Annotated in this window: 17 protein-coding genes; 1 reads left to right on the top strand and 16 read right to left on the bottom strand. The window is 41.2% G+C overall.

The features are described 5' to 3' along the window. Positions 1-26: 26 nt before the first annotated feature. From LJE12_RS00605 to LJE12_RS00535, 15 genes are all read right to left on the bottom strand, one after another. The gene (locus LJE12_RS00605) at positions 27-944 is read right to left on the bottom strand and encodes a tyrosine-type recombinase/integrase (RefSeq protein WP_055057354.1); all 918 of its coding nucleotides are present in this window, start codon (positions 942-944) and stop codon (positions 27-29) included. Between the two features lie 184 nt (positions 945-1,128). Then, a complete protein-coding gene (locus LJE12_RS00600; protein WP_226840172.1) occupies positions 1,129-3,198 on the bottom strand; it encodes an ATP-dependent DNA helicase in 2,070 nt (689 codons plus the stop codon). 25 nt (positions 3,199-3,223) lie between these two features. Beyond that, positions 3,224-3,817 (bottom strand): sigma factor-like helix-turn-helix DNA-binding protein, encoded by a 594-nt coding sequence (locus tag LJE12_RS00595; RefSeq protein ID WP_055057355.1) that lies wholly within the window; start codon positions 3,815-3,817, stop codon positions 3,224-3,226. A gap of 23 nt (positions 3,818-3,840) precedes the next feature. After that, entirely contained in the window at positions 3,841-4,446 is a 606-nt protein-coding gene (locus LJE12_RS00590) for a hypothetical protein (protein WP_055057356.1), read from the bottom strand. Between the two features lie 181 nt (positions 4,447-4,627). Beyond that, positions 4,628-6,298, bottom strand: a complete 1,671-nt coding sequence (locus LJE12_RS00585; RefSeq protein ID WP_161233302.1) for a hypothetical protein — start codon at positions 6,296-6,298, stop codon at positions 4,628-4,630. An 11-nt stretch (positions 6,299-6,309) separates the two neighbouring features. Further along, entirely contained in the window at positions 6,310-6,783 is a 474-nt protein-coding gene (locus LJE12_RS00580; protein WP_161233301.1) for a HEPN domain-containing protein, read from the bottom strand. Continuing rightward, the gene (locus tag LJE12_RS00575) at positions 6,770-7,111 is read right to left on the bottom strand and encodes a nucleotidyltransferase domain-containing protein (protein WP_161233300.1); all 342 of its coding nucleotides are present in this window, start codon (positions 7,109-7,111) and stop codon (positions 6,770-6,772) included. Before LJE12_RS00575 ends, LJE12_RS00580 begins: the two co-directional genes overlap by 14 nt. A 326-nt stretch (positions 7,112-7,437) precedes the next feature. After that, entirely contained in the window at positions 7,438-8,649 is a 1,212-nt protein-coding gene (gene ilvA / locus LJE12_RS00570) for a threonine ammonia-lyase (protein ID WP_161233299.1), read from the bottom strand. Between the two features lie 79 nt (positions 8,650-8,728). Then, positions 8,729-9,679, bottom strand: coding sequence for a signal recognition particle-docking protein FtsY (gene ftsY, locus LJE12_RS00565; RefSeq protein ID WP_173702469.1), 951 nt, complete (start codon positions 9,677-9,679; stop codon positions 8,729-8,731). A gap of 15 nt (positions 9,680-9,694) precedes the next feature. Then, the gene (smc, locus tag LJE12_RS00560; RefSeq protein ID WP_227226171.1) at positions 9,695-13,255 is read right to left on the bottom strand and encodes a chromosome segregation protein SMC; all 3,561 of its coding nucleotides are present in this window, start codon (positions 13,253-13,255) and stop codon (positions 9,695-9,697) included. 11 nt (positions 13,256-13,266) lie between these two features. Then, complete coding sequence (rnc, locus tag LJE12_RS00555; protein WP_008704699.1) at positions 13,267-13,950, bottom strand: ribonuclease III; 684 nt, start codon at positions 13,948-13,950, stop codon at positions 13,267-13,269. A gap of 125 nt (positions 13,951-14,075) precedes the next feature. After that, entirely contained in the window at positions 14,076-14,303 is a 228-nt protein-coding gene (gene acpP, locus LJE12_RS00550) for an acyl carrier protein (RefSeq protein WP_020993747.1), read from the bottom strand. A 37-nt stretch (positions 14,304-14,340) separates the two neighbouring features. Then, on the bottom strand, positions 14,341-15,378 hold the full coding sequence (plsX, locus tag LJE12_RS00545) for a phosphate acyltransferase PlsX (RefSeq protein ID WP_020993746.1): 1,038 nt from the start codon (positions 15,376-15,378) through the stop codon (positions 14,341-14,343). Between the two features lie 175 nt (positions 15,379-15,553). After that, positions 15,554-17,371, bottom strand: coding sequence for an ABC-F family ATP-binding cassette domain-containing protein (locus tag LJE12_RS00540; RefSeq protein ID WP_118613243.1), 1,818 nt, complete (start codon positions 17,369-17,371; stop codon positions 15,554-15,556). 210 nt (positions 17,372-17,581) lie between these two features. Next, the gene (locus LJE12_RS00535) at positions 17,582-18,394 is read right to left on the bottom strand and encodes a hypothetical protein (RefSeq protein WP_008704704.1); all 813 of its coding nucleotides are present in this window, start codon (positions 18,392-18,394) and stop codon (positions 17,582-17,584) included. Positions 18,395-18,642: 248 nt separating this feature from the next. Here LJE12_RS00535 and LJE12_RS00530 point away from each other — a divergent pair, with 248 nt between their 5' ends. After that, positions 18,643-19,365: a LytR/AlgR family response regulator transcription factor gene (locus LJE12_RS00530; RefSeq protein ID WP_008704705.1), complete on the top strand. Its 723-nt coding sequence runs from the start codon at positions 18,643-18,645 to the stop codon at positions 19,363-19,365. A 44-nt stretch (positions 19,366-19,409) separates the two neighbouring features. Here LJE12_RS00530 and LJE12_RS00525 read toward each other — a convergent pair whose 3' ends face one another. Continuing rightward, a complete protein-coding gene (locus tag LJE12_RS00525) occupies positions 19,410-21,314 on the bottom strand; it encodes a sensor histidine kinase (protein WP_182437655.1) in 1,905 nt (634 codons plus the stop codon). Positions 21,315-21,330 lie beyond the last annotated feature (16 nt).

Raw genomic sequence — 21,330 nt, 5'->3', positions numbered from 1 at the left:
ATAAGAACTGTATGAATACTAAAGAATTATGCTGCTCCTGCTATTTTCATATTATTTCGGGGATGCATCTCACGGAGTATTTCCGCCTGTTTTTTTGCAGCCACATGAATATATATTTGTGTTGTTTTTATAGAGCTGTGTCCCAAAATCTGCTGCACACAACTTACATCCACGCCTTCTTCAATCAGATACGTTGCAAATGAGTGTCTAAACATATGCGGAGTAATATTTCGTTCAATCCCTGCCTGCTTAGTATATTTTTTCAGCATTAACCGGATTGATTGTTCAGTATATCTGTTTCCCCTATTATTTACAAAAAAGTATCCGCTTTCTTTAATCTCAGTTCGATTCTCCACAAAATATTTTTTCATCATGGCCAGAAGAGATGAATTGCTAATCTGAACATATCTTTCTTTCCCACCCTTACCCATTATTCTGATCAAACCGGAATTCAAATCAATGCTATCTTCTCGAATATTTGATATTTCATATACCCTGGCACCCGTTGCAAAAAGCATTTCCACAACCACCACGTCTCTCAAACGATATTTGTAAACTGAATTATCGTTTTCATCCAAGCGATTATACATAAAATTTAAAAGCTGTTCAATTTCTTCCCGAGGAATAATTCTTGGAAGAGTAACATTCTCTTTAAATTTTACTTTTATTCTTCTAAACGGATTATCATTGATGATTTCTTCCTCTTCCAGATAATTGTAATACGCCTTTAACGTTGCAATTTTTCTTTTTACAGTCTTCTGCTTATACTTCTTATGAAGTTCTGTAATATATTCCTCAATTTTTTCTTTATCCGGTTCGTCACAGGAAACAAAATTAAAGTATTGTTTTAGATCGATCCGATATGCCTTGAGTGTTTTTTCATCAAGTTCTTTCCTAAATTTGCAATATTCTAAATATCCAGCCAGTTTGTTTTTAAGCTTCATTTTAAATATCCTCCATTTTGATACTGATAAGTACCATACTATCGTTTTCGCCAATATTTTCCAATATAGACCACCATATAAAAAATAAAGCCTTGCAATATTGACATTTTTCATAATCAATATTACAAGACTATCTAAAATCATTCTTTAAAATCCTGTACGTCTGAAGTAATACTTCTCATATTCAGATATCCTCTTTGGTGATAATTTTCTGATAGAATTCCGTTATCACTTCAAAATTATTCGTTTTATTCTTTATCGGCAATGAATCCCATATAATCTGCTTATACGGTGCCCTGGATTCTTCTCCTACCCGGCTGTCAATGATAGAAACAATCCCTTTATCCGTCTGATTCCGGATCAGCCGGCCAATCCCCTGCTTTAGTTTTATCACCATCTCCGGTACCAGGACTTCCATTAAATGCTTATCACCGCTTAAACTACATTTATAGTCTATAATCGGTTCCGGCACCGGGAACGGAAGTTTGAAAATAATCACACTGGATAAAGCCATTCCCTCTACACTGATTCCTTCCCAATAAGAACCGGTTCCCAAAAGGACCGAATTGATATTACTCTTGAATTTATCCAGCACTTCTTTCTGAGAATCCCCTTCCTTCTGCATCATAAGCTGATAAGGAACCTTGCCCTGCAGGAGCTGAAAGACTTCTCTCATATCTGTTTTAGCTGTAAATAAGATCAATGTCTTTCCTTCTGTGAGGCGAAGAAGCCGTATAATCTCCTGAACGCCTGCAGCTATGAACTGTTCCCGCTGCCTGCTTGGATGTGGCATATTTTCTGTGTAATAAATCATAGCATGTTCGTCATAGGCAAATGGAGACTGTTTAGGCTCTGATACGATTCCCTTTTTGTATGGAAACTTTATGTTGTTTATAAAATATCTGTAATTCATAAGGTAATTATCGCTGTTTCCACTGGTAATAGTGGCAGAGGTCAGAATTGTAGTAAAATCCTCACTCTGAAATAACAAACGGCTTGTCAGTTTATCTACTTCCTTTGGGCAGCTTGACAGACATATATTCTCTCGGCTTTTTCCTTTTGTAGTCATCCAGAAAATATCCTCACTGTCTTCTGCTTTTAAGGATTTGAAGAACCTTTCCTGTTCCTCCAATGCTTCAATTTCTCTGGAATAGTCCCGGTTTCTGGAATAATCATCAAGACCAAAATCCATAGATATATAAAAATTGATATCATGTATACATCCGCAGAACTTCTCCAATGCACGAAGTTTCTTTGGTTCTACGGAATATCGTTCAATTTCTCTTCCTTCTTTTTCCGCATATGCATCCTGTTTCCGGATTTGTTCCTGCAAAGCTGTAAAAACTTCATTGAGCAGTTTGTGATATTCCCGCAGCTTATTATCTAATGGTTCCCCTATACTGCGGTTAATCTGTCTGGCTGCATCCGCCTCTTGAAACATTTTTCTATAATTCATATCCTGGGTGTATGAAGAACGTACCCTGCTTTCCAGATTATGTGCTTCATCAATAACAACAAATTCAAACTGATGTGGGAACAGTTCTTTGGAATCCGTCAGCCGTTTTCGCATATTCACAGCAAGGAGATCCTGGTTGCAGAGTATAATCCCATATTCAATCGGAAGACGCTGCCGCAAATTATGATAATAGCATTGTCCCCGGTAGCTGCATCTCTGTCTGCAATACATCGGATTATATTCTTTCACATTCATCTGATTCCATAAAAAATCCGATATGTCTGCATTCCAGTCGGACCTCTCGTGGCCATCTCTTTCAACATCTTCATAAATTTCTGAATATTTCTGCCTGGTTTTCTTATCCAGAAAAAATTCATCAAATCTCTTCTTACACAGAAAATGTGTCTGACCTTTAGCAATCGTTACCGTAGGATGATAGTCAATCATGTCCTCAATAATTTTGATATCTGAAGCCAACTGATCCTGTAAAGCTATCGTAGACGTTGCAATTAAAATAGGACAATGGTATTTCTGATGATAAAAAAGCAGAGGAACGATATAGGCAAATGATTTACCGATTCCCACCCCTGCTTCAATTGCAATATGCTTTTTCTTTTGCATAGCATCCACGATTTCACAGGACATTGTCCATTGCCCTTCACGATCCTCAAATCCCTGTTCCACCGCTGTATCCAGGAAAAAGGAAAACGTACGCTCTCCTATTTCCCGGAAACAATCAGCCCTATGCTTCTTGCTCTCTGTATTCGTAATTCCAAATAACCAGTTTTCGTTCAGCAATCCGTATCCTCCAATGCTTTTTTCACTAACAGTCACTAAGTAATCCTAATTCTTCCAGTTTACATACTACCTCTGACAGACTGTTTCTCCCAATCCTTATACCAAGTCCCTCTTTATCCTCCGCCAATATGCTTATCAATTCACCTAGTGTATGTATTCCATTGCGATTAAGTATATTCCATGTCCTTATCGTCAACTGTAAAACTGATACATCGGTTTGAAGAATATCACTGCCGGATTTTTCTATTTCTTCCCGTTTTAATGCCGCAAGCTGCATTCTCCTCTCAGATAACATTTGGGTGTATGTCTCATATCCCCATATTATGTAGCAATATCTAACCGGATGTCTCAGCTTTCTCAGTCCTTTTGCAACAAGCTGTAGGACACGTTCACTCGTTATGGAAAAACGTTCCCCAATTTCTTTATAAGTCATTTTGTCTTCATAACGGCACAATAAAATTATACTGTCCCTGCGCTTCATCTGTGATATGGCATACAGCAATCCATTTACCTGGTCATCTGTTAGTCGGGAATAATCTATTTTCTTCTCGCTTACTTTGTTAATTCCGATCTCTTCCAAAATATTTTCCGGAAATGTACTGTCTTTAATATTTCTCATGCATTGTTCTCCATATAAATCTATTACTTTCTCAATAAGCTGCTCCGGTAATCTGTATCCAGAACGATTTTATGGAAATCCTGCATTGCTTTCTCTTTCATTAGCTTCTCACCAAGTTTTACAAGGGAATCTTTTTTCCATTTTGAATTAATTTCTTTTTGACTGAAATACCTTGCATAAGAGAAACCATCCGCTATCGCTTCCGAATCTTCAAACACACCAACAATCGCATCTGCTAACTGCACAATTACTGAATCTTTATAAATATTCTTCAGTTCTGCTGCATCAGCGTCATCGTAGTGCTCTGAATCAAATGATAAAGAAAAATCATATTTGTTTATTTCTTCTTCCGCTTCGTAGCTAATGCTTCCGAAAATATTTCCTTTACAAGACGGAAGATCTATTGCTTCACAAAGCTCTAATTCATATTCAATGCCATTAAAAGATGTCGTTGTCTCAAACATTTGCGATATATATGCGCCCTTATCTTCATAGGCATCCTGCTGTACAAAGCCAATAGGATTATAATACAGATTTTCCCATATCTGTTTACCTTCCAGGGTGCGTTTGAGCAATGCATCTAAAAGTAGTTCCATAGTTTCCTGATCTATTTCTTTGTACATATTCATGCCAGTTCTCCTTTGCTGTTATTTCCTTCATCCGATATTATAACATTGTTGTATGTAAAATGAAATTCTTCTTTACATATTTACACACAATCATCACCTAATTACAATAAACAAAGTCTTGCAACATTGACTTTTCCGTTATCAATATTACAAGACTGTTTAATAATTTCCAAAAAGTGTATTATTCAAATACAGGCATAGATATTAAAACTTTAATAAATTCCTCTTGTGACAAATTTTCACTTATAATGCGATATCCTACATTATCAATAATAAATTCCGCAATATATTGATTTATATATCCTGCTGGTTTTGAATCCCCATCATAATATGGTGCTTTGTATACTCCTACAGTTAGTTCATTTTTTTTCACTTTAGAAACTTCTACTTTATCAAATGAATATAATACATCTGCTACCGGCAGTTCATCTTTTGACACTTCAATCAGCAATTTACGTCTTAAAGGATTATATTCATCAGTAAAAGAATCACTATAGAACACTCCAAAGTTATCATAAATAATTATATCATTATCATACGCTACAGTCCACCACATTGTATTATTTAGATATTCTGACATAAAAGTACCAGTATAGGATTCCTGACAAGTCTTAAGATCCTTTGGAATATATGACGGAACAAAAGTATTTCCGAGATATGCAGTAACCTGTTCTGTATTCCATTTTTCTAAATGTGCTATATTCGGGTCATAATAAGCTATGTCACTTTCTAATGCCAAGCAAGAGTTGAAAAATATATGCCCATCGGTTAATTCAACTTCCTGAACATATTCTTCCAAGTCAGTCACAATATTTATATTATTTTCTCTTTTTAAATTCTTATCTTTATCTGAATAAGTAATAGAATCAGTTAATAATTTCTCCAATTTATCATACTCCATATCAGCAATTATAGAATAGTAAATTCCCATATCTGTTTGAATAAACTCTACTTTATTTAATCCATTTTCTATACCTGTCCGTATTCCGTTTTTTTGAAAATTGTTGTATAGTGCAAGAACTGGCGAAACTATTAATTTAAATGTTATAGGTGAGTCAGCACCTAATGTCATGTAAAGACCTCTAACATCCTTTTCCGGAATATGTATCCCCTTACACTCTATATTATCATAATTATTAATAATAGAATTTGACAAATAAAAATAATCGCCAAATCTTTCTTGGACTTCATCAAATGAAAACATTTCTAATTCATATTTTTTTCCTTTAAAGTTTAATTTATTAGCAGTAATATCAAACTCCTGCTTTTTTAATAAATCATTGCCACTATAGTTATTATATGATATGCTACTTTCATTTGCTATTCTGTACTTCCAAACTTTGAAATATAACTCCTGTAATCTATCCAAACAAGAATCATAATAGTTTTGTACTACTTCATCTGAAAAAATTTCTTTATCCATATCATTTTCTTCAAAATCAGCAGCAGTATACTGTGAAACATAATCGCTAGCTCTTACTTGAAGTAGTTCTTCTCTAATAGAATAGTTCTCTAAAAACAATTCATCTATTTTATCATTTATCGCATTATAAACCAATTTATAATATAATGCTTGTTTTAGTTTCTCTTCCGTTCCATATTGTTTAATTGCTTTTTGGTGAAAAACGGGCTCTTCTAATTCAACTAATTCATCATATCTTTCTTCTACTTCTTTTTGATTTACAGAAACAGAGAGATTATCTGCCTGCTGAATTGTTGCCAATTCTAATACCATTCCTTCTACAATCTCTGTTTTAGTAAGTCCATTTTCTTTATACTTAGGCAGAATTTCTTCTGAATGATCTCCTTGATTTTTCTTTTGATTATGCCATATATTTTGAAAAATTTCCATAGGGATATTACTTAATAATTAATGCGATTCTGTACTAGGTATTCCGCATTTCGAACAGTCTTTTCAGACTCTTTCTTCCATCTTGCCTGTACATATTCTTCTACACGTGATACCAACTCTTTTGCTGTCTGGATCTGTTCCTCAGCCTCTTCTCTTGTCGCTATATAGAAATCATCATAATCACTGGCATGACGGATTTCTTCTGATTCAACAATTTTCTTTCCAAGCTTTCTCGGAAAAATCTCCGGTTTTACATAATTCTTATTGAAATTCGCCAGAGCATCTTTATGTCTTTTATACGCATTGCCATCCAGCGCATGCACAGCTGATATTGCATGGTAAATCCCATAATATGCCCGGTTATTTGCTCCACGGAATTCTTTAGCTGCCAAAAGGATTTCAGCTGCTTTGATGTCACTTTTAGAGGTTTCAATACGATACAATGCCAAATATTTCTGCGTTCCCTTTTCATTAGGCTGCCTCAAACAGTTTCACCCCTTCTTTCTTTACATTCGCATAAAATGGGTATACATCAACCCAGTTCTGGAAATGTTGTTGGCTTTTTGCTATCGGTTTAATATCAAGGTCATGATCCATATTGAAATCAAAAGTTTCTCCTGACAATTCATGGCGATACTGTTTAATATCTATGTCTGACAAGTCCAGGAGAATCATTATATCTATATCAGAATCTGCCTTATAATCTCCCCTTGCATAGGATCCATATAAAATTACTGTCTTTAAATGACTTCCATATATCTTCCGTAATATTTCGGTATACTGATCCAACAATATTTTTATTGTTACCGGCATAATGTTTTCTCCTTTCCTGCTTCGATACTTTTTTCTTTATTATAACCGAACCACCATATCTTTTCTACTGCTTTCTCACACTGTAAATCCATATTTTTCCCGCATTTGTCACAAGATTGTCACAGACTCCTGCCGATATGCCCGGAAAAGCGCGTATTTACGGCATTCTTTCAAAATTAATATCAAGCATTTTCTCTTGACAGCACAAATTTATTTTTTCCGATACGCTTCTTAAAAATCTCGGCAAAAAAGCCCCGGCATCCATATACTGAACACCAGGACTCCCCATTTCATTTATTTACATGGCAGATGCTGCTCTGAGACAATCACAGACTTGGACGGATCACCTTTGGTCTGCATCCTGCATCTTCGAGAGCTTTAACAATCTCATTCTTATGATCTGTGCCAAAAGCCTCCAGTGTGATCTTAAGTTCCACTGCCGCATTTCTGTTCGTGCTTACAAACTGGTTATGATCCAGCTTGATAACATTACCCTGAGCCCTGGCGATCACGCTTGCCACACGTACCAGTTCACCCGGCTTATCCGGAATGAGCACAGATACTGTGAAGATTCTGTCTCTCTGGATCAGACCATGCTGAACAACAGAAGACATGGTAATAACATCCATATTTCCACCGCTTAAGATAGAAACAATCTTCTTTCCCTTCACATCCAGATGACGAAGCGCTGCCACTGTCAGAAGACCGGAATTCTCTACGATCATCTTATGGTTCTCAACCATATCAAGGAAAGCAACGATCAGTTCATCATCCTCGATAGTGATGATATCGTCCAGATTCTTCTGGATATACGGGAAGATTTTCTTTCCGGGTGTCTGTACTGCAGTACCGTCAGCAATCGTATTTACGTGCGGAAGAGTCACAACCTCACCCTTCTTCAGAGAAGCTTTCATGCAGGCAGCCCCTGCCGGTTCCACACCGATGACTTTGATATGTGGATTTAACAGCTTCGCAAGTGTGGAAACACCTGTTGCAAGTCCGCCTCCACCGATCGGAACCAGAATATAATCAACAAGCGGAAGCTCCTGAATGATCTCCATTGCAATGGTACCCTGTCCTGTGGCAACTGCCGGATCATCGAAAGGATGGATAAAGGTATATCCCTCTTTCTCAGCAAGTTCCAGTGCATGTGCACATGCCTCATCATATACATCACCATGCAGGATAACCTCTGCACCGTAACTCTTTGTTCTCTCAACCTTGATCAGCGGAGTTGTGGTAGGCATAACGATCACTGCCTTCACTCCATATTTATGTGCAGCATAGGCAACGCCCTGTGCATGATTTCCGGCGGATGCTGTGATCAGACCTTTATTTCTCTCTTCATCGGAAAGAGTGCTGATCTTATAATAAGCACCACGAACCTTATATGCACCTGTGCGCTGCATATTCTCCGGTTTTAAATAAACCTTGTTTCCTGTAAGTTCACTGAAATAGCTGCTCTTGACCAGCTTTGTTTCCTGTGTGACCTGTTTTACGATCTCTGATGCCTGTTCAAAACTCTCTAAAGTAAGCATTGTTTTTCCTCCATTTTGTCCTGAATGTACTCCCGGAATCTTTTTTTACCTGATTTGACTCCTAAAGTACATCATAATCTTAAGCGTCCGGGTTTTCTTTATGGTCTACATCAAACAACGCATTTACAAAAGCATCTGCATCGAATTTCTGAAGATCGTCAATACTCTCTCCTACGCCAATGTACTTCACCGGTATATCCAGTTCAGACTGGATTGCAACTGCGATACCACCTTTGGCAGTTCCGTCCAGCTTGGTAAGGATAATACCGCTGACATTTGCGACCTCCGCAAATTGTTTCGCCTGTGCAAGGGCGTTCTGTCCGGTAGTACCATCCAGCACTACCAGTGTCTCCAGATATGCATCCGGATACTCCCTCTCCAGGATCCTGTAAATCTTGCGGAGTTCTTCCATAAGGTTCTTTTTATTATGAAGACGTCCTGCCGTATCGCAGAGAAGTACGTCTGCATTTCTTGCTTTGGCTGCTGCCACCGCATCATAGATAACAGATGCAGGATCTGCTCCCGCCTGTCCACCGATGATCTCTACACCTGCCCGGTTCGCCCATTCAGTAAGCTGCTCTCCTGCTGCTGCGCGGAAAGTATCTGCTGCTGCAAGGATAACCTTCTTGCCCTGGTCTTTTAATTTTCCTGCAAGTTTTCCTACTGAGGTGGTTTTTCCGACACCATTGACACCGATCACCAAGACTACGGATTTGCGGTTCTCAAATTCATACTCTGTGCTGTCCACACGCATCTGATCCTTGATCTCATTGATCAGAAGCTGTTTACATTCCATCGGTTCCTTAACATGACGTTCGGAAACCTCTTTCTTTAAATTCTCAATAATAGAAGTGGTCGCATTGATCCCGATATCACCCATGATCAGAATCTCTTCCAGCTCTTCATAAAAATCTTCATCAATGCTGGAAAAGCCACTGAAAATACTGTCAAATCCGGCTACGATATTGTCTCTGGTCTTTGCCAGTCCACTGACTAATCGTTTAAAAAAACCTTTTTTTTCTTCTGCCATGTGAAACTCCTCCTGTTACTGGGTAAGCTGGTTCTCCACCAGATCGACGGAAACCAGTGTTGATACCCCTTTTTCCTGCATGGTAATACCATAAAGCCGGTCTGCGGCGTTCATAGTTCCACGTCTATGTGTTATTATAATAAATTGTGTGTTTTTCGTCAACTTCTGTAAATATCCGGCGAATCGTCCAACATTGGAATCGTCCAGTGCTGCCTCGATCTCATCCAGCAGACAGAACGGTGACGGCTTCAGATTCTGGATCGCGAAAAGAAGTGCAATAGCTGTCAGAGCTTTTTCCCCGCCGGAAAGCTGCATCATATTCTGCAGTTTCTTTCCCGGCGGCTGGGAAATGATCTTAATTCCTGCCTCCAGGATATCTGCCTCTTCATCCAGCTCCAGAGTTCCTTTTCCGCCTCCGAACAATTCCTTGAATGCCTTGTCAAATTCATTCCGGATCTCGCCGAATTTCTCAGAAAACTGTTTCCGCATTCCCTCATCCAGCTCCTGAATGATCTGTTCCAGAGTTTTCTCCGCTGTGACCAGATCCTCATACTGGCCGGACAGAAAGGTGTGTCTTTCCAGAAGTTCCTTATAATCCTCAATAGCATTTACATTTACAGGTCCCAGCTTTCTGATATCATCTTTAATCTGAGCTGCCTGTCGCTTCATCTGCGAAAGATCAGTAAGTTCCTCTTTTCTGTAGGAAACGGCATTATTGGGAGTGATCTCATACTCGGACCACATATAGGCAATCCGCTCTTCCCTGTTCTCCTCCAGCTTGTCCATCTGTCCCTGCAGACGGTAACATTCCTTATCCAGAAGTCCGATCTGACCGGACAGATAATCTCTTTTCTCAAAAAAATCTTTATGCTGAGAAGTTCTGCTCTCTTTCTCCTTCTGCAGATTTTTCAGCTGCATCTGTGCCTGTTCTTCATGAAGGACAGACTCTTTTGACTCTTTTTTCAGTTGAGTGATCATCTCCTGCTTCTTTTCCATCTCTTCACTGCTGTGAGCAAGAGACTGATAAATATCCTCTTTCTCAGTCATAAAAGCTGTGATTTCTGATTTCAGACGGCTCAGGTTTTCCTGGTCAAATTTCTCCTTCTGTTCAAGAGCGGATGACTGAAGACGGATTTCTTCTAACTCCCGGGTGATTTTCTTCTCTTCTTCTTTCCATTCATCCAGTTCTGACTGCTTTGCCTCAATAAAACTCTCCAGTTCTTTCTCATCCTGCTTTGAGCTCTCCAGTTCCCTGGCAATCCGTTCATGATCCTGCCGGATTTCCATGACCTGGCGTTTGATCTCTGCCTGATCTCTGTTGATCTGCGCATATCCGCTTCGGATCTCCTCAGCTTTCTTTTCCTGCTGTTTGATATTCATTCTGGCAGTATTCTGTTCTATATATTTCTGACGGAGTTTTTCCTGAAATCCTGCAATGGCATCACGAAGCCTGTTTCTCTGATTTTTATTTTCCTCAACAGCGTTCTGCATTTCGGTCAGATTCTGCTTCAGCTGGTTTACTTTTGTTTCCAGTTCCTCTATCTCACGCCGTCTTCCAAGCAGATTGCTGTTGTTTCTGAAGGCACCGCCGGTCATGGAACCTCCCGGGCTTAAGGATTCACCTTCTGTTGTGACCATTCTCAGACTGTGTCTGTATTTTTTTCCTATTGCAATGGCATGATCAATGTTATCAACTACCAGCACTCTTCCAAGAAGGAATTTCGTGATCTGCTGATACTGAGAAGCTACGGACACCAGTTCGCTGGCAATCCCCACAACGCCCGGCTCTTTCAGTGCTTCTTTCGGTGTAAACTCACCTCTGGGACTTATGCTGCTCATGGGAAGAAAGGTTGCACGTCCATAACGATTCTTTTTCAGAAATTCGATCATGGTTTTGGCAGTCTGCTCATTATCTGTAACAATATTCTGAATGCTTCCACCAAGAGCTGTCTCGATAGCGATCTCATAATCTTTGTTTACCTGGATCAGATCTGCGACAACACCCTGGATTCCCGGAACACGTTCTTTTTGTTCCATAACTCTCCGGATACTGTTTCCGTATCCATCATAGCGCTCCGCGATATTTCTGAGAGAATCCAGCCGGGATGCCTCTCTGTGATAGGCTGTCTGTTCTGCTTCCAGCTTTGTGTTCTGTTCCTTCAGCTTTTCCTGAATCTTCATCACACTCAGATTCAGATGTTCACATTCCTCATTGGCATTTTCAATCTGGGATGTAATCTCATCATACTGTTTCCGGGCTGTAGTCAGAATGGTCTGCTGTTCTTCCTCTTCACTCTTCAGTCTGAGAATACGCTGGCTGATCTCTGCCTTACGGATTTCTGCCTGTTCCATCATTGCATCAAATCTCTGGGCTTTACCCTTGACATTGGCGCGGCTGTTCAGAATTTCAATGATCTCATTTTTGCCATTCTCCACTTCGAGAGTACAGGCTTCCATATTCTCCTGCGCTGTCCTTAATTTCTCTTCTTCCTCAGAAAGTTTCTTACGGACAGCCTTTAACTGTGCATAAATATCCGTTTTTTCTTCTTCAAGTTTCTTCTTTGAATCTGTTCTTACTGAAAGTTCAGCCTCAATAGTCTGGATACGTCCCTTATAATGCTCTTCATTCTGTGCCCCTGCCAGTATCTGCTCATTTAATACATTGATCTGGCCTTCCAGCTGTTGTTTACGGATTGCCTGCTCCTGACCGGAAATGCGAAGTGCATCCATTTTGGAATTTAAATCTTCCAGCTCCTGTTCCAGACGTTCATATTCCACCTTGGTCCGGTCATAGGAACTCTGGGTATCCTTCAGCTGATTCTGCGCAATTATGTTCTTCTCTTCCAGTTCCTTGAGTTCTTTGGCTGCAGCAGCATACTCCATCAGGAACATATTCACATCCAGTTCCTTAAGAGTCTCTCTTTTGGAAAGATAAACTCTTGCTGTCTCTGACTGTTTCTCCAGTGGTTCCAGCTGTCTGGTAAGCTCCGAGAGGATATCTGTCACTCTGACCAGGTTCTGGCGTTCTTCCTCCAGTTTTTTGATAGTGGTATTCTTTCTTCTCTTAAATTTAACAATACCTGCTGCCTCATCAAAAAGCTCTCTTCTCTCTTCCGGTTTACCGCTTAGGATCCTGTCGATCTGTCCCTGTCCGATAATGGAATATCCTTCTTTACCGATACCTGTATCATAAAACATCTCATTGATATCTTTCAGTCTGCAGGCACTTCCGTTGATCTTATATTCACTCTCTCCTGAACGGTAAAGCCTTCTGGTAACCGTAACCTCGTTAAAATCAACCGGAAGCTTATGGTCTGAATTATCCAGTGTGATCGCCACCGATGCATAACCCAGGGGTTTTCTTGTCTCTGTACCGGAGAAAATGACATCCTGCATATTTCCTCCTCGCAGAGACCTGGCACTCTGTTCACCCAGCACCCATCTCACCGCATCACCGACATTGCTCTTTCCACTTCCGTTCGGACCTACAATACCGGTGATCCCGTTATGAAATTCAAAATTGATCTTCTGGGCGAAAGACTTAAATCCCTGTACCTCTATATTCTTTAAATACATAATTCTCCTGTTTATTTTCTGAGTACACGAATCGCCTGGTATGCTGCGGCCTGTTCTGCTGCTTTCTTTGTATGACCGCTTCCCTGTCCCATCACTTTTCCGTTTACTCTTGCCTCCACAGTAAAGTTTTTGTTATGATCCGGGCCTTCTTCTTTTGTCAGAATATATTCCACCGGCTGTGTTCCGTTTTCCTGCACGATTTCCTGCAGGATGGTCTTGCTATCATAAAAGAGCTGTTTGTGTTCAATATCATTCAGGATAAAATTCAGCACAAACTCCTTTGCATTAGCAAAACCACCATCCAGATAGATAGCTCCCAGTAAAGCCTCTGTTGCATCAGAGACGATAGAATCCCTGTTTCTTCCGCCTGTCATATCCTCGCCCTTTCCAAGCAACAAAAACTGCGGCAGTCCGAATTCTCTTGCACAATAGGCAAGGCTTGGCTCACACACCAGGCTGGCTCTCTTCTTTGTCAGCTCTCCCTCCGGTATCTGGGTAAATCTTGCATACAGATAATCACTGCTGATCAGCTCCAGCACAGCATCTCCCAGAAACTCCAGTCTCTCATTGCTGCCCAGCTTCCCCAGCTTCTTCTCATTTGCATAGGAACTGTGAGTCAGTGCCTGTGTAAGATAATGTTTATTTTTAAAATGATATCCTATGATTTCTTCTAATTCTTCTGTCTTTCTATTCATTCCTCTAACCCTCTCCATATGCACAGGGCTGTCATCTGACAACCCTGCGGCATCATTTTTTGCAACTGCTCAGTGCGCCTGTATTATGCTCCTGTCAAATTTCAGACTGCCGGACAGTTACATTTTTATTTAATTGTCCGAATTGCTTCAACAGCATCACCGACTGTCTGAATCTGTTCGACAGATTCATTATCCAGTTCAATGTCATACTCCTCTTCAATCCCCATAATAATCTGAAAAATATCAAGAGAGTCTGCACCAAGATCATCTACAAATGTAGTGTCTTCTGTAATCGAATCTGCATCAATATTCAGAACCTCTGCTATGATAGCTTTTATTTTCTCCAGTTCCATCTTCAACCCTCCTTCCTGTTTCTGTTCCTGTCCTGCTCTATTCTGCTCCGGACTTCAGTACTTCCTGATCCTCCAGGATACGCTCTGCGATCTTCTCGTTGATCTTCTCCTGTTTAAACTGTACACACTGGAAAATACCATGTTTGATCTCAATGGCTTTGGCACTTCCATGCGTCTTTACCACAAGTCCTTTAAGCCCCAGAAGCGGTGCTCCGCCATATTCCGTTGCATCAAAGGATTTCAGAGTTTCTTTCAGTGCAGGCTTTACCAGAAGTGCACCGATCTTACTTCTTGTGCTGGTCATCATTCCTTCTTTGATCTTCTGGACCAGGGCAGAACCAACTCCCTCATATAATTTAAGGATCACATTTCCCACAAATGCTTCGCATACGACCACATCCGCATATCCTGCCGGGATATCTCTGGCTTCTATACTTCCGATGAAATTAATGCTTTTGCATTCTTTCAGAAGGGGGAAAGTTTCTTTTACAAGTGCATTTCCCTTCTCCTCTTCCGCCCCGTTATTTACAATGGCAACTTTTGGATTTTTAATACCGACTACGTTCTCCATATAAATAGAGCCCATCTTCGCAAACTGCACCAGATGCGATGGACGTGCATCCACATTGGCACCACAGTCGATCAGAAGGGAAACACCCTTCGTGGTAGGGATCAACGGTGCAAGAGGCGGCCTCTCCACACCTTTACTTCTGCCTACCAGTACCTGTCCGCCAACAAGAACAGCTCCTGTACTTCCTGATGAAACAAAGGCATCTGCCTCCTGTTTCTTAACCATATTCAAACCTACTACGATTGATGAATCTTTTTTCTTACGGATCGCAAAAACAGGGGGTTCTGCTGTCTCGATCACCTGGGATGCATTGACAACCTGAATCTGGTTCTTCGGATATCCGGAATATTTCGCCAGTTCCTTATCTATCACTTCCTGTTTTCCTGTAAGAATTACTTTTATGTCCTGTCTCTCTGTTACAGCTTCCACTGCAGCTCTGACAGGTTCTGCCGGGGCATTATCCCCGCCCATTGCGTCCACTACAACTCTGACCTGTTCTGCCATATTTTTATATCTCCTGTTCACTTACTGTTCACTTACAGATGTCAGAATCAAAAGATATTTTCTGTTACTGACCCGGCATCCGCAAATTGCCCCGCTGCAAAGCAGCTCCTGCAATCTTCCATAATCTGTATCATACTAAAGAACCCTCTGCAAAGTCAATAGCATCTGAAAAAAATCACTTTTCACTTTTTTGTGCCTCGATTCGCTCCGCCAGATCATTCAGATAAACCCACCTGTCCATCTTCTCATCCAGATCTGCCTGTGCCTTCTCCTTCTGCTCCATGATCTCACGAAGCTTCACAGAATTGGTGGCATTAGCCTCCATATCCTTATCCAGCTTCTCCAGCAGTTCCTCCAGCGCTGCAATATCATCATCGATAGTTTCAAATTCCCTCTGCTCTTTATAGGTAAATTTCAGCTTCTGGGGACGATTCTGCTTCCAGTCTGCCTGAGCCGACTTCTTCTTTTCCGCACCAACTGCAGTGCTCTGTCCTTCAGATACTGCCCCGCCTTTTCTCGCCAGCGCCTCTGTATAATCCGTATATCCGCCCTCATACTGGGTCAGATGTCCATTCCCCTCAAAAGCAAAAATCCTGTCCACAATATTATCCAGAAAATACCTGTCATGAGACACTGCGATCACAATCCCTGCAAAAGAATCCAGATAATCCTCCAGAATGGTCAGTGTAGGAATATCCAGATCATTACTTGGCTCATCCAGAAGAAGCACATTCGGCGCCTCCATCAGAACCTTCAGCAGATACAGACGCCTCTTCTCACCACCTGACAATTTGGCAATGGGCGCATACTGCATGGCAGAATCAAAGAGAAACCTCTCCAGCATCATTGTTGCGGAAATCTTCCCGTCTCTGGTCGGAATATACTCTGCCACGTCACGGATATAATCGATCACACGCTGATTGGTATCCATATCCGGCACTTCCTGTGCAAAATACCCTATGCGAATGGTTTCTCCAATTTCCACTTCTCCTGCATCCGGCTGTATCATCCCATCAATAATCTTGATGAGTGTTGACTTTCCGCACCCATTAGGACCAATAATCCCAAGGCGCTGATTGCGCAGCACAATATAATTAAAATCATCCAGGATCTTCTTCTCACCAAAACTCTTGCTGATATGATGAAGTTCGATCGTCTTCTTTCCCATACGTGTCTCAACAGAATCCAGCTCCACATTCGCATCACGCACCGGAGCCTTTCCGTTCTTCAGTGCCTCCAGGCGTTCCAGACGTGCCCGCTGCTTGGTACTTCTGGCTCTGCATCCACGCTTTGCCCACTCCAGTTCCATGCGGAGTACGCTCTGTCTCTTCCTCTCACTGGCAAGCTCCATCTCCTCACGCTCTGCCTTCAGTTCCAGAAACTTCGAGTAATTAGCCTCATAAGCATAAAGGCCGCCATGGGAAATCTCCAGAATCTTATTAGTAACCCTGTCGAGGAAATATCTGTCATGAGTAACCATGATCACAACGCCCTTAAAACTTCTCAGAAAGTCCTCCAGCCAGGTCACCATCTCATTATCCAGATGGTTGGTAGGCTCGTCCAGAAGCAGCACATCACAGGGATTCACCAGAGTCCTTGCCAGTGCCACCCTTTTCTTCTGTCCCCCGGATAAATGATCGATCTTCTCCTCATGGTCTGTAATTCCCAGCTTATTCAGAACATTCCTTGCCTCGCTCTCAGTACTCCAGTCCTTCTGCCACTTTCCTTCTGCCACATAATCCAGGACAGAAGCTCCCTGCGGAAACTCCGGCATCTGCGGAAGATACGTGATTCTCAGGCCATTTTGAGTGATCACCTGCCCCTCATCCGGCTCCTCCAGACCGCCGATGATCTTCAGAATCGTAGACTTCCCGGTCCCATTAATCCCGATGATTCCAATCTTATCTCCCTGATGCACCCCGTAGGAAACATCATCCAGCACCACCTTCTCACCAAACACCTTGGAAACATGCTCTATATTCAGAATATTCATAAATTCAAACCTCTCTCGTAATTTTCGCTTCCTGTCTGTTTCTGCTCATCTGTAACACTTCCACAAAAACTATAGAATTCGCTCCTCATTATACCATCTTCCCAGCCATTCTAAAACCCCCGGCACAGAAAAAACACTCCCCTCCGAATAAATCTATCCGAAGAGGAGTATCCTCAAAATCACATATTTTTGTTCCTGAAAAAGAATTGCTTAGTTCATCTCAGTTCCATTCTCAACTGCATACTTCAGTCCCTGCACAGCAACCGCCAGCGTAGCTTCCTCTACAGTAGCGCTTCCAAGATCACCCATATCCAGTGTCAGTGTATCATCATCATTCACTGCCACGCCAAAAGTAAGTGCCATCTCAGAAACTTCATCAGTAATCGTCACAGTACCATTCTCTTCATCAAAAGTACCTTCACCAACAAAGCTTACATAGTTATCATCCTGATCGATCACAAGTACTGAGCAGAAAGTTCCATCCTCATTAGCTGCATAAATAAAAGTCTCACCCGCTTCTGTCTCGCCGGAATAACACTCTGTCAGGATATCACCCATATCCTGATAAGTCTGATTGTAATCCGACTCATCACCGTCTGCCTCATAAGGCTCCAGGGTTGCAGTCAGGTCCAGACTGTCCGGATCATAAAGTTCCAGAAGATTCTCTTCCTCATTTGCCTGCACCAGATAAGTTACCATATTTTCATCATCATACGTGCCGTCGTCATTTGCGAACTGCATTACCAGAGCTGTATATTCTCCGTCTGAACTCAAAGCATATACACCAAGAACATCCTGCTCTTCATCCTTCCACTGGCCAAAAAACGAATTATCTTTATAGAATCCGTAAATATCTCCCGCACTGTCCTTCCACAGACCCAACATTGCTTCTGATACATCCGCGACATCTCCGTCATCTGCTGCTTCTTCTGTAGTCTCCTCTGCTGCCCATACCGGAACAACCATAGAGCTTACCATTGCAGCAGCACAAAGACCTGCCATTATTTTTTTCCAGTTTTTCATATTTTTTTACCATCCTTTCTTAAAATGTGTGTACATATTTCTAAACTGAATTTCTATGTTCTTACTATAAAAAATTTCAGTCTTATTTTCAAGATACATGGGATTAAATGACATTTTTCATGAAATATGGAAAAATGAATAAATACTTATGGTATTACTTGCTTTCAGTAAGGAATCCGTACTTGAATAACTCATGAAAATACGCTAAAATACAAATTATGTTTAAGTTAATTTAGGAGGTACTCCTTTTGAATATTGCAATCCTTGACGATTCAAAGGAAGATCTGCGTCAGGTAAAATCTGTCATTTCTTCTTATTATGAATCCCAGAATACATCCGCAGACATCCATTTGTATTCCAGCGCAGAAGCTTTTTTTACTAAATACATACCCGGATTTTACGACCTGATCATTATGGATATTTATATGGGCAGTATGACCGGTATGGATGCAGCCAGAAAGCTCCGCGAAGCCAGGGATACAGCTGCTCTGATTTTTATTTCAAGCAGTGATTCCTTTGCTGTGGAAAGCTATGATGTACAGGCATCCTACTATCTGCTGAAGCCCTTTGACCCGGAGAAGCTTTGCCGGATCCTCTCAACAATCCAGTTCAGGCAGTCGCAGAATTCCAGATATATAGAGCTGATCTCCGACCGTACCCCTGTAAAGATCCCTGTCAGGAGCATCCTGTACGTGGATACCTACCGCAATGCAGTTCAGGTACATACCACAGATGCAGGCATTATACGCTCCTACATAACCTTCCAGAAATTCGAAGAGCTTCTGGAGGGAATGAAATGTTTTCTCTCCTGTTACAGAGGCTGTATCGTAAATATGGATCACATCGAGAAATCCACAGATGAAGGCTTTGTTATGGACAATCAGGAGCTTGTTACTGTACGCAAGCGTGGCTCCAACGCAATAAAAAAAGCATATCTGGAATACTTATTCTCTTCAGACTCTGATAAATAAGTATTTCCGATATGCCTCTTCCCCTCCGGGCAGTAACTATTTATTTACTGTACTGTTTTCACCGGCAGAAAGATATTTACTTTAAAAATACCCTCTTCTGTATTAAAAACTACATATCCGCCCATTCGTTGTACCACTTCTGCCACAGACGCTGTTCCGATTCCAAAGCCTTCATGCTTTGTTGAATAAAAAACTTTTTCCCTTCGCTGGATTCCATTGGAATATGGATTTGAAATCTCTATCAGAAGCTTCCTGTTCTTAACCTTTGTAAGCATCTTTACATAAGGCTTATTTTCCGGCAGCAGATCTTTTACTGCATCTACGGCATTTTCCAGAAGATTTCCATATATTTTGCACAGATCTGTATCTGAAATGCCAATATTCTGTGGCAGCATCATATCACATTCAAAAGGAATCCCTTTCTTCCTCAGTTCTCCTGCATAAAAATGGATCACTGCATCTACGGCCATGTTTCTGCAATAACAGATTAGCTTTTCCTCTTCTGTTATAACGGATGCATACTCCTGCAGATATTCCATCATCTCCTGATATTTTCCCTGCTGGGTGTAAGACATGATGGTGCGCAGATGGTGTCTCATATCATGGCGCATCCTGCTGATCTCATCCATCTTTTCTGTAAGTTCCTCATAATTCTGTTTCTGTATCTGCAGTTTCTGTTCCATCTGACGGCTGTATTCTCCATAGGTAAGCTGAAATCTGTAAGCATTGGCAAGCTCCATCCACAGAGTCAGTCCCACACTGGCTACAAGCACTGCTGCACCAATTTCCATAAACCACCCGCCAATGATCGGCTCATATAATCTCCATATCCGGTCTGCTGCCAGAGACGCTGCATAAACAACAATTCCCACTAAAAGTACATTACTGTACTTCTGTTTTATCTCCTTTACACTTCTGAAAAGCAGATAACCGGCTGCTGCCCACTTCAAAATCTCTGTAAGCTTAGAGATCAGATACAGCCCTGTTGCAGACTGGGCTCTGCTGCACAGCATTTCTGCCACAAAAACCATCACTCCGGCTACTGCGGCCACACCTGCAAGAATTTCCGGAATCCTTTCCTCACCTCCCAGGATCTTCTGTTGTACCAGCATAACACCGGCAAACATCAGATAATAGAACAATGCCTCCATTCCATAACAAGGCTGTACTTTTACTGCAACAAAGGAATGCAGGATCGGATAAGAACCATATCCCAGCACACAGATACAAAGCAGGGCAAAAAGTCCAAACTCCACTTTTTTAGTTCGCATATACATATACACTGAAAAAATCAGGACAAAAAATGTAAAAGCCATAAATACCACAGCAATCATAAGCGACAACCCGCGGATAATATTCACTTTAAAAGGAGAAGCCAAAACCGGCACATACTGAATTCCCGATGACACCGAATGTTTGTCTGTCACTGCGATCACAATCTCTGCAGTTCCTTTTCCCTCAAAGGTAAATACCCTGTTCTGAATCTGCTCCTGGTAATTGTCCGGATCCGGATTTCCCATCTGCCCCATCAATTCCCCATTAATATACAGCTTGTAAGCAGAAAAAATCTCTGTCAGGCCAATAGCATATTGTTTTTCTTTTTCAGGAAGCACCAGGGTCATCCGATAGGTACCACTTCCAAAAGGAGATTTATTTTTGTCGCCCAGGTCCATTCCACCGTACTCGCCAATGGAAACATAACGGCTGTAGTAGTCCTCCTTCTGTTCCTTTATTTCCTGCGGTGTCAGCAATACATCCGGATAATATTCCCATTCCCTGGCAAGATAATGCACAGAATCATCATCAGACACATAGAGGATTCCCTGAATGGCCTGGTCCCCCCTGGCCGTATATTTGTTATCAAAGCGGTAAAACAGAAAGAATATGCCCATAGTCAATGCAAATACAGTTGCTATAAGTAGTAATGAATATTTCCAGTTCTTCTTCATTGCTGACACCTCCTTC

The sequence above is a fragment of the Blautia sp. DFI.6.71 genome (genome assembly GCF_020593585.1).
GTDB classification, from domain to species: Bacteria; Bacillota; Clostridia; order Lachnospirales; family Lachnospiraceae; genus Blautia_A; species Blautia_A wexlerae.
The sequence above is the reverse complement of the archived record's forward strand: the minus strand, read 5'-3'. Positions and strand labels throughout refer to the sequence as shown.

Bases quoted from the DNA above. Each gene is read 5' to 3' on its own strand.
- ilvA (WP_161233299.1), bottom strand. From the start codon at position 8,649: ATGCTTACTTTAGAGAGTTTTGAACAGGCATCAGAGATCGTAAAACAG.
- rnc (WP_008704699.1), bottom strand. From the start codon at position 13,950: ATGAATAGAAAGACAGAAGAATTAGAAGAAATCATAGGATATCATTTT.
- smc (WP_227226171.1), bottom strand. From the start codon at position 13,255: ATGTATTTAAAGAATATAGAGGTACAGGGATTTAAGTCTTTCGCCCAG.
- LJE12_RS00605 (WP_055057354.1), bottom strand. From the start codon at position 944: ATGAAGCTTAAAAACAAACTGGCTGGATATTTAGAATATTGCAAATTT.
- plsX (WP_020993746.1), bottom strand. From the start codon at position 15,378: ATGGCAGAACAGGTCAGAGTTGTAGTGGACGCAATGGGCGGGGATAAT.
- ftsY (WP_173702469.1), bottom strand. From the start codon at position 9,679: ATGGCAGAAGAAAAAAAAGGTTTTTTTAAACGATTAGTCAGTGGACTG.
- LJE12_RS00575 (WP_161233300.1), bottom strand. From the start codon at position 7,111: ATGCCGGTAACAATAAAAATATTGTTGGATCAGTATACCGAAATATTA.
- LJE12_RS00585 (WP_161233302.1), bottom strand. From the start codon at position 6,298: ATGGAAATTTTTCAAAATATATGGCATAATCAAAAGAAAAATCAAGGA.
- LJE12_RS00590 (WP_055057356.1), bottom strand. From the start codon at position 4,446: ATGAATATGTACAAAGAAATAGATCAGGAAACTATGGAACTACTTTTA.
- LJE12_RS00595 (WP_055057355.1), bottom strand. From the start codon at position 3,817: ATGAGAAATATTAAAGACAGTACATTTCCGGAAAATATTTTGGAAGAG.
- LJE12_RS00525 (WP_182437655.1), bottom strand. From the start codon at position 21,314: ATGAAGAAGAACTGGAAATATTCATTACTACTTATAGCAACTGTATTT.
- LJE12_RS00540 (WP_118613243.1), bottom strand. From the start codon at position 17,371: ATGAATATTCTGAATATAGAGCATGTTTCCAAGGTGTTTGGTGAGAAG.
- LJE12_RS00535 (WP_008704704.1), bottom strand. From the start codon at position 18,394: ATGAAAAACTGGAAAAAAATAATGGCAGGTCTTTGTGCTGCTGCAATG.
- acpP (WP_020993747.1), bottom strand. From the start codon at position 14,303: ATGGAACTGGAGAAAATAAAAGCTATCATAGCAGAGGTTCTGAATATT.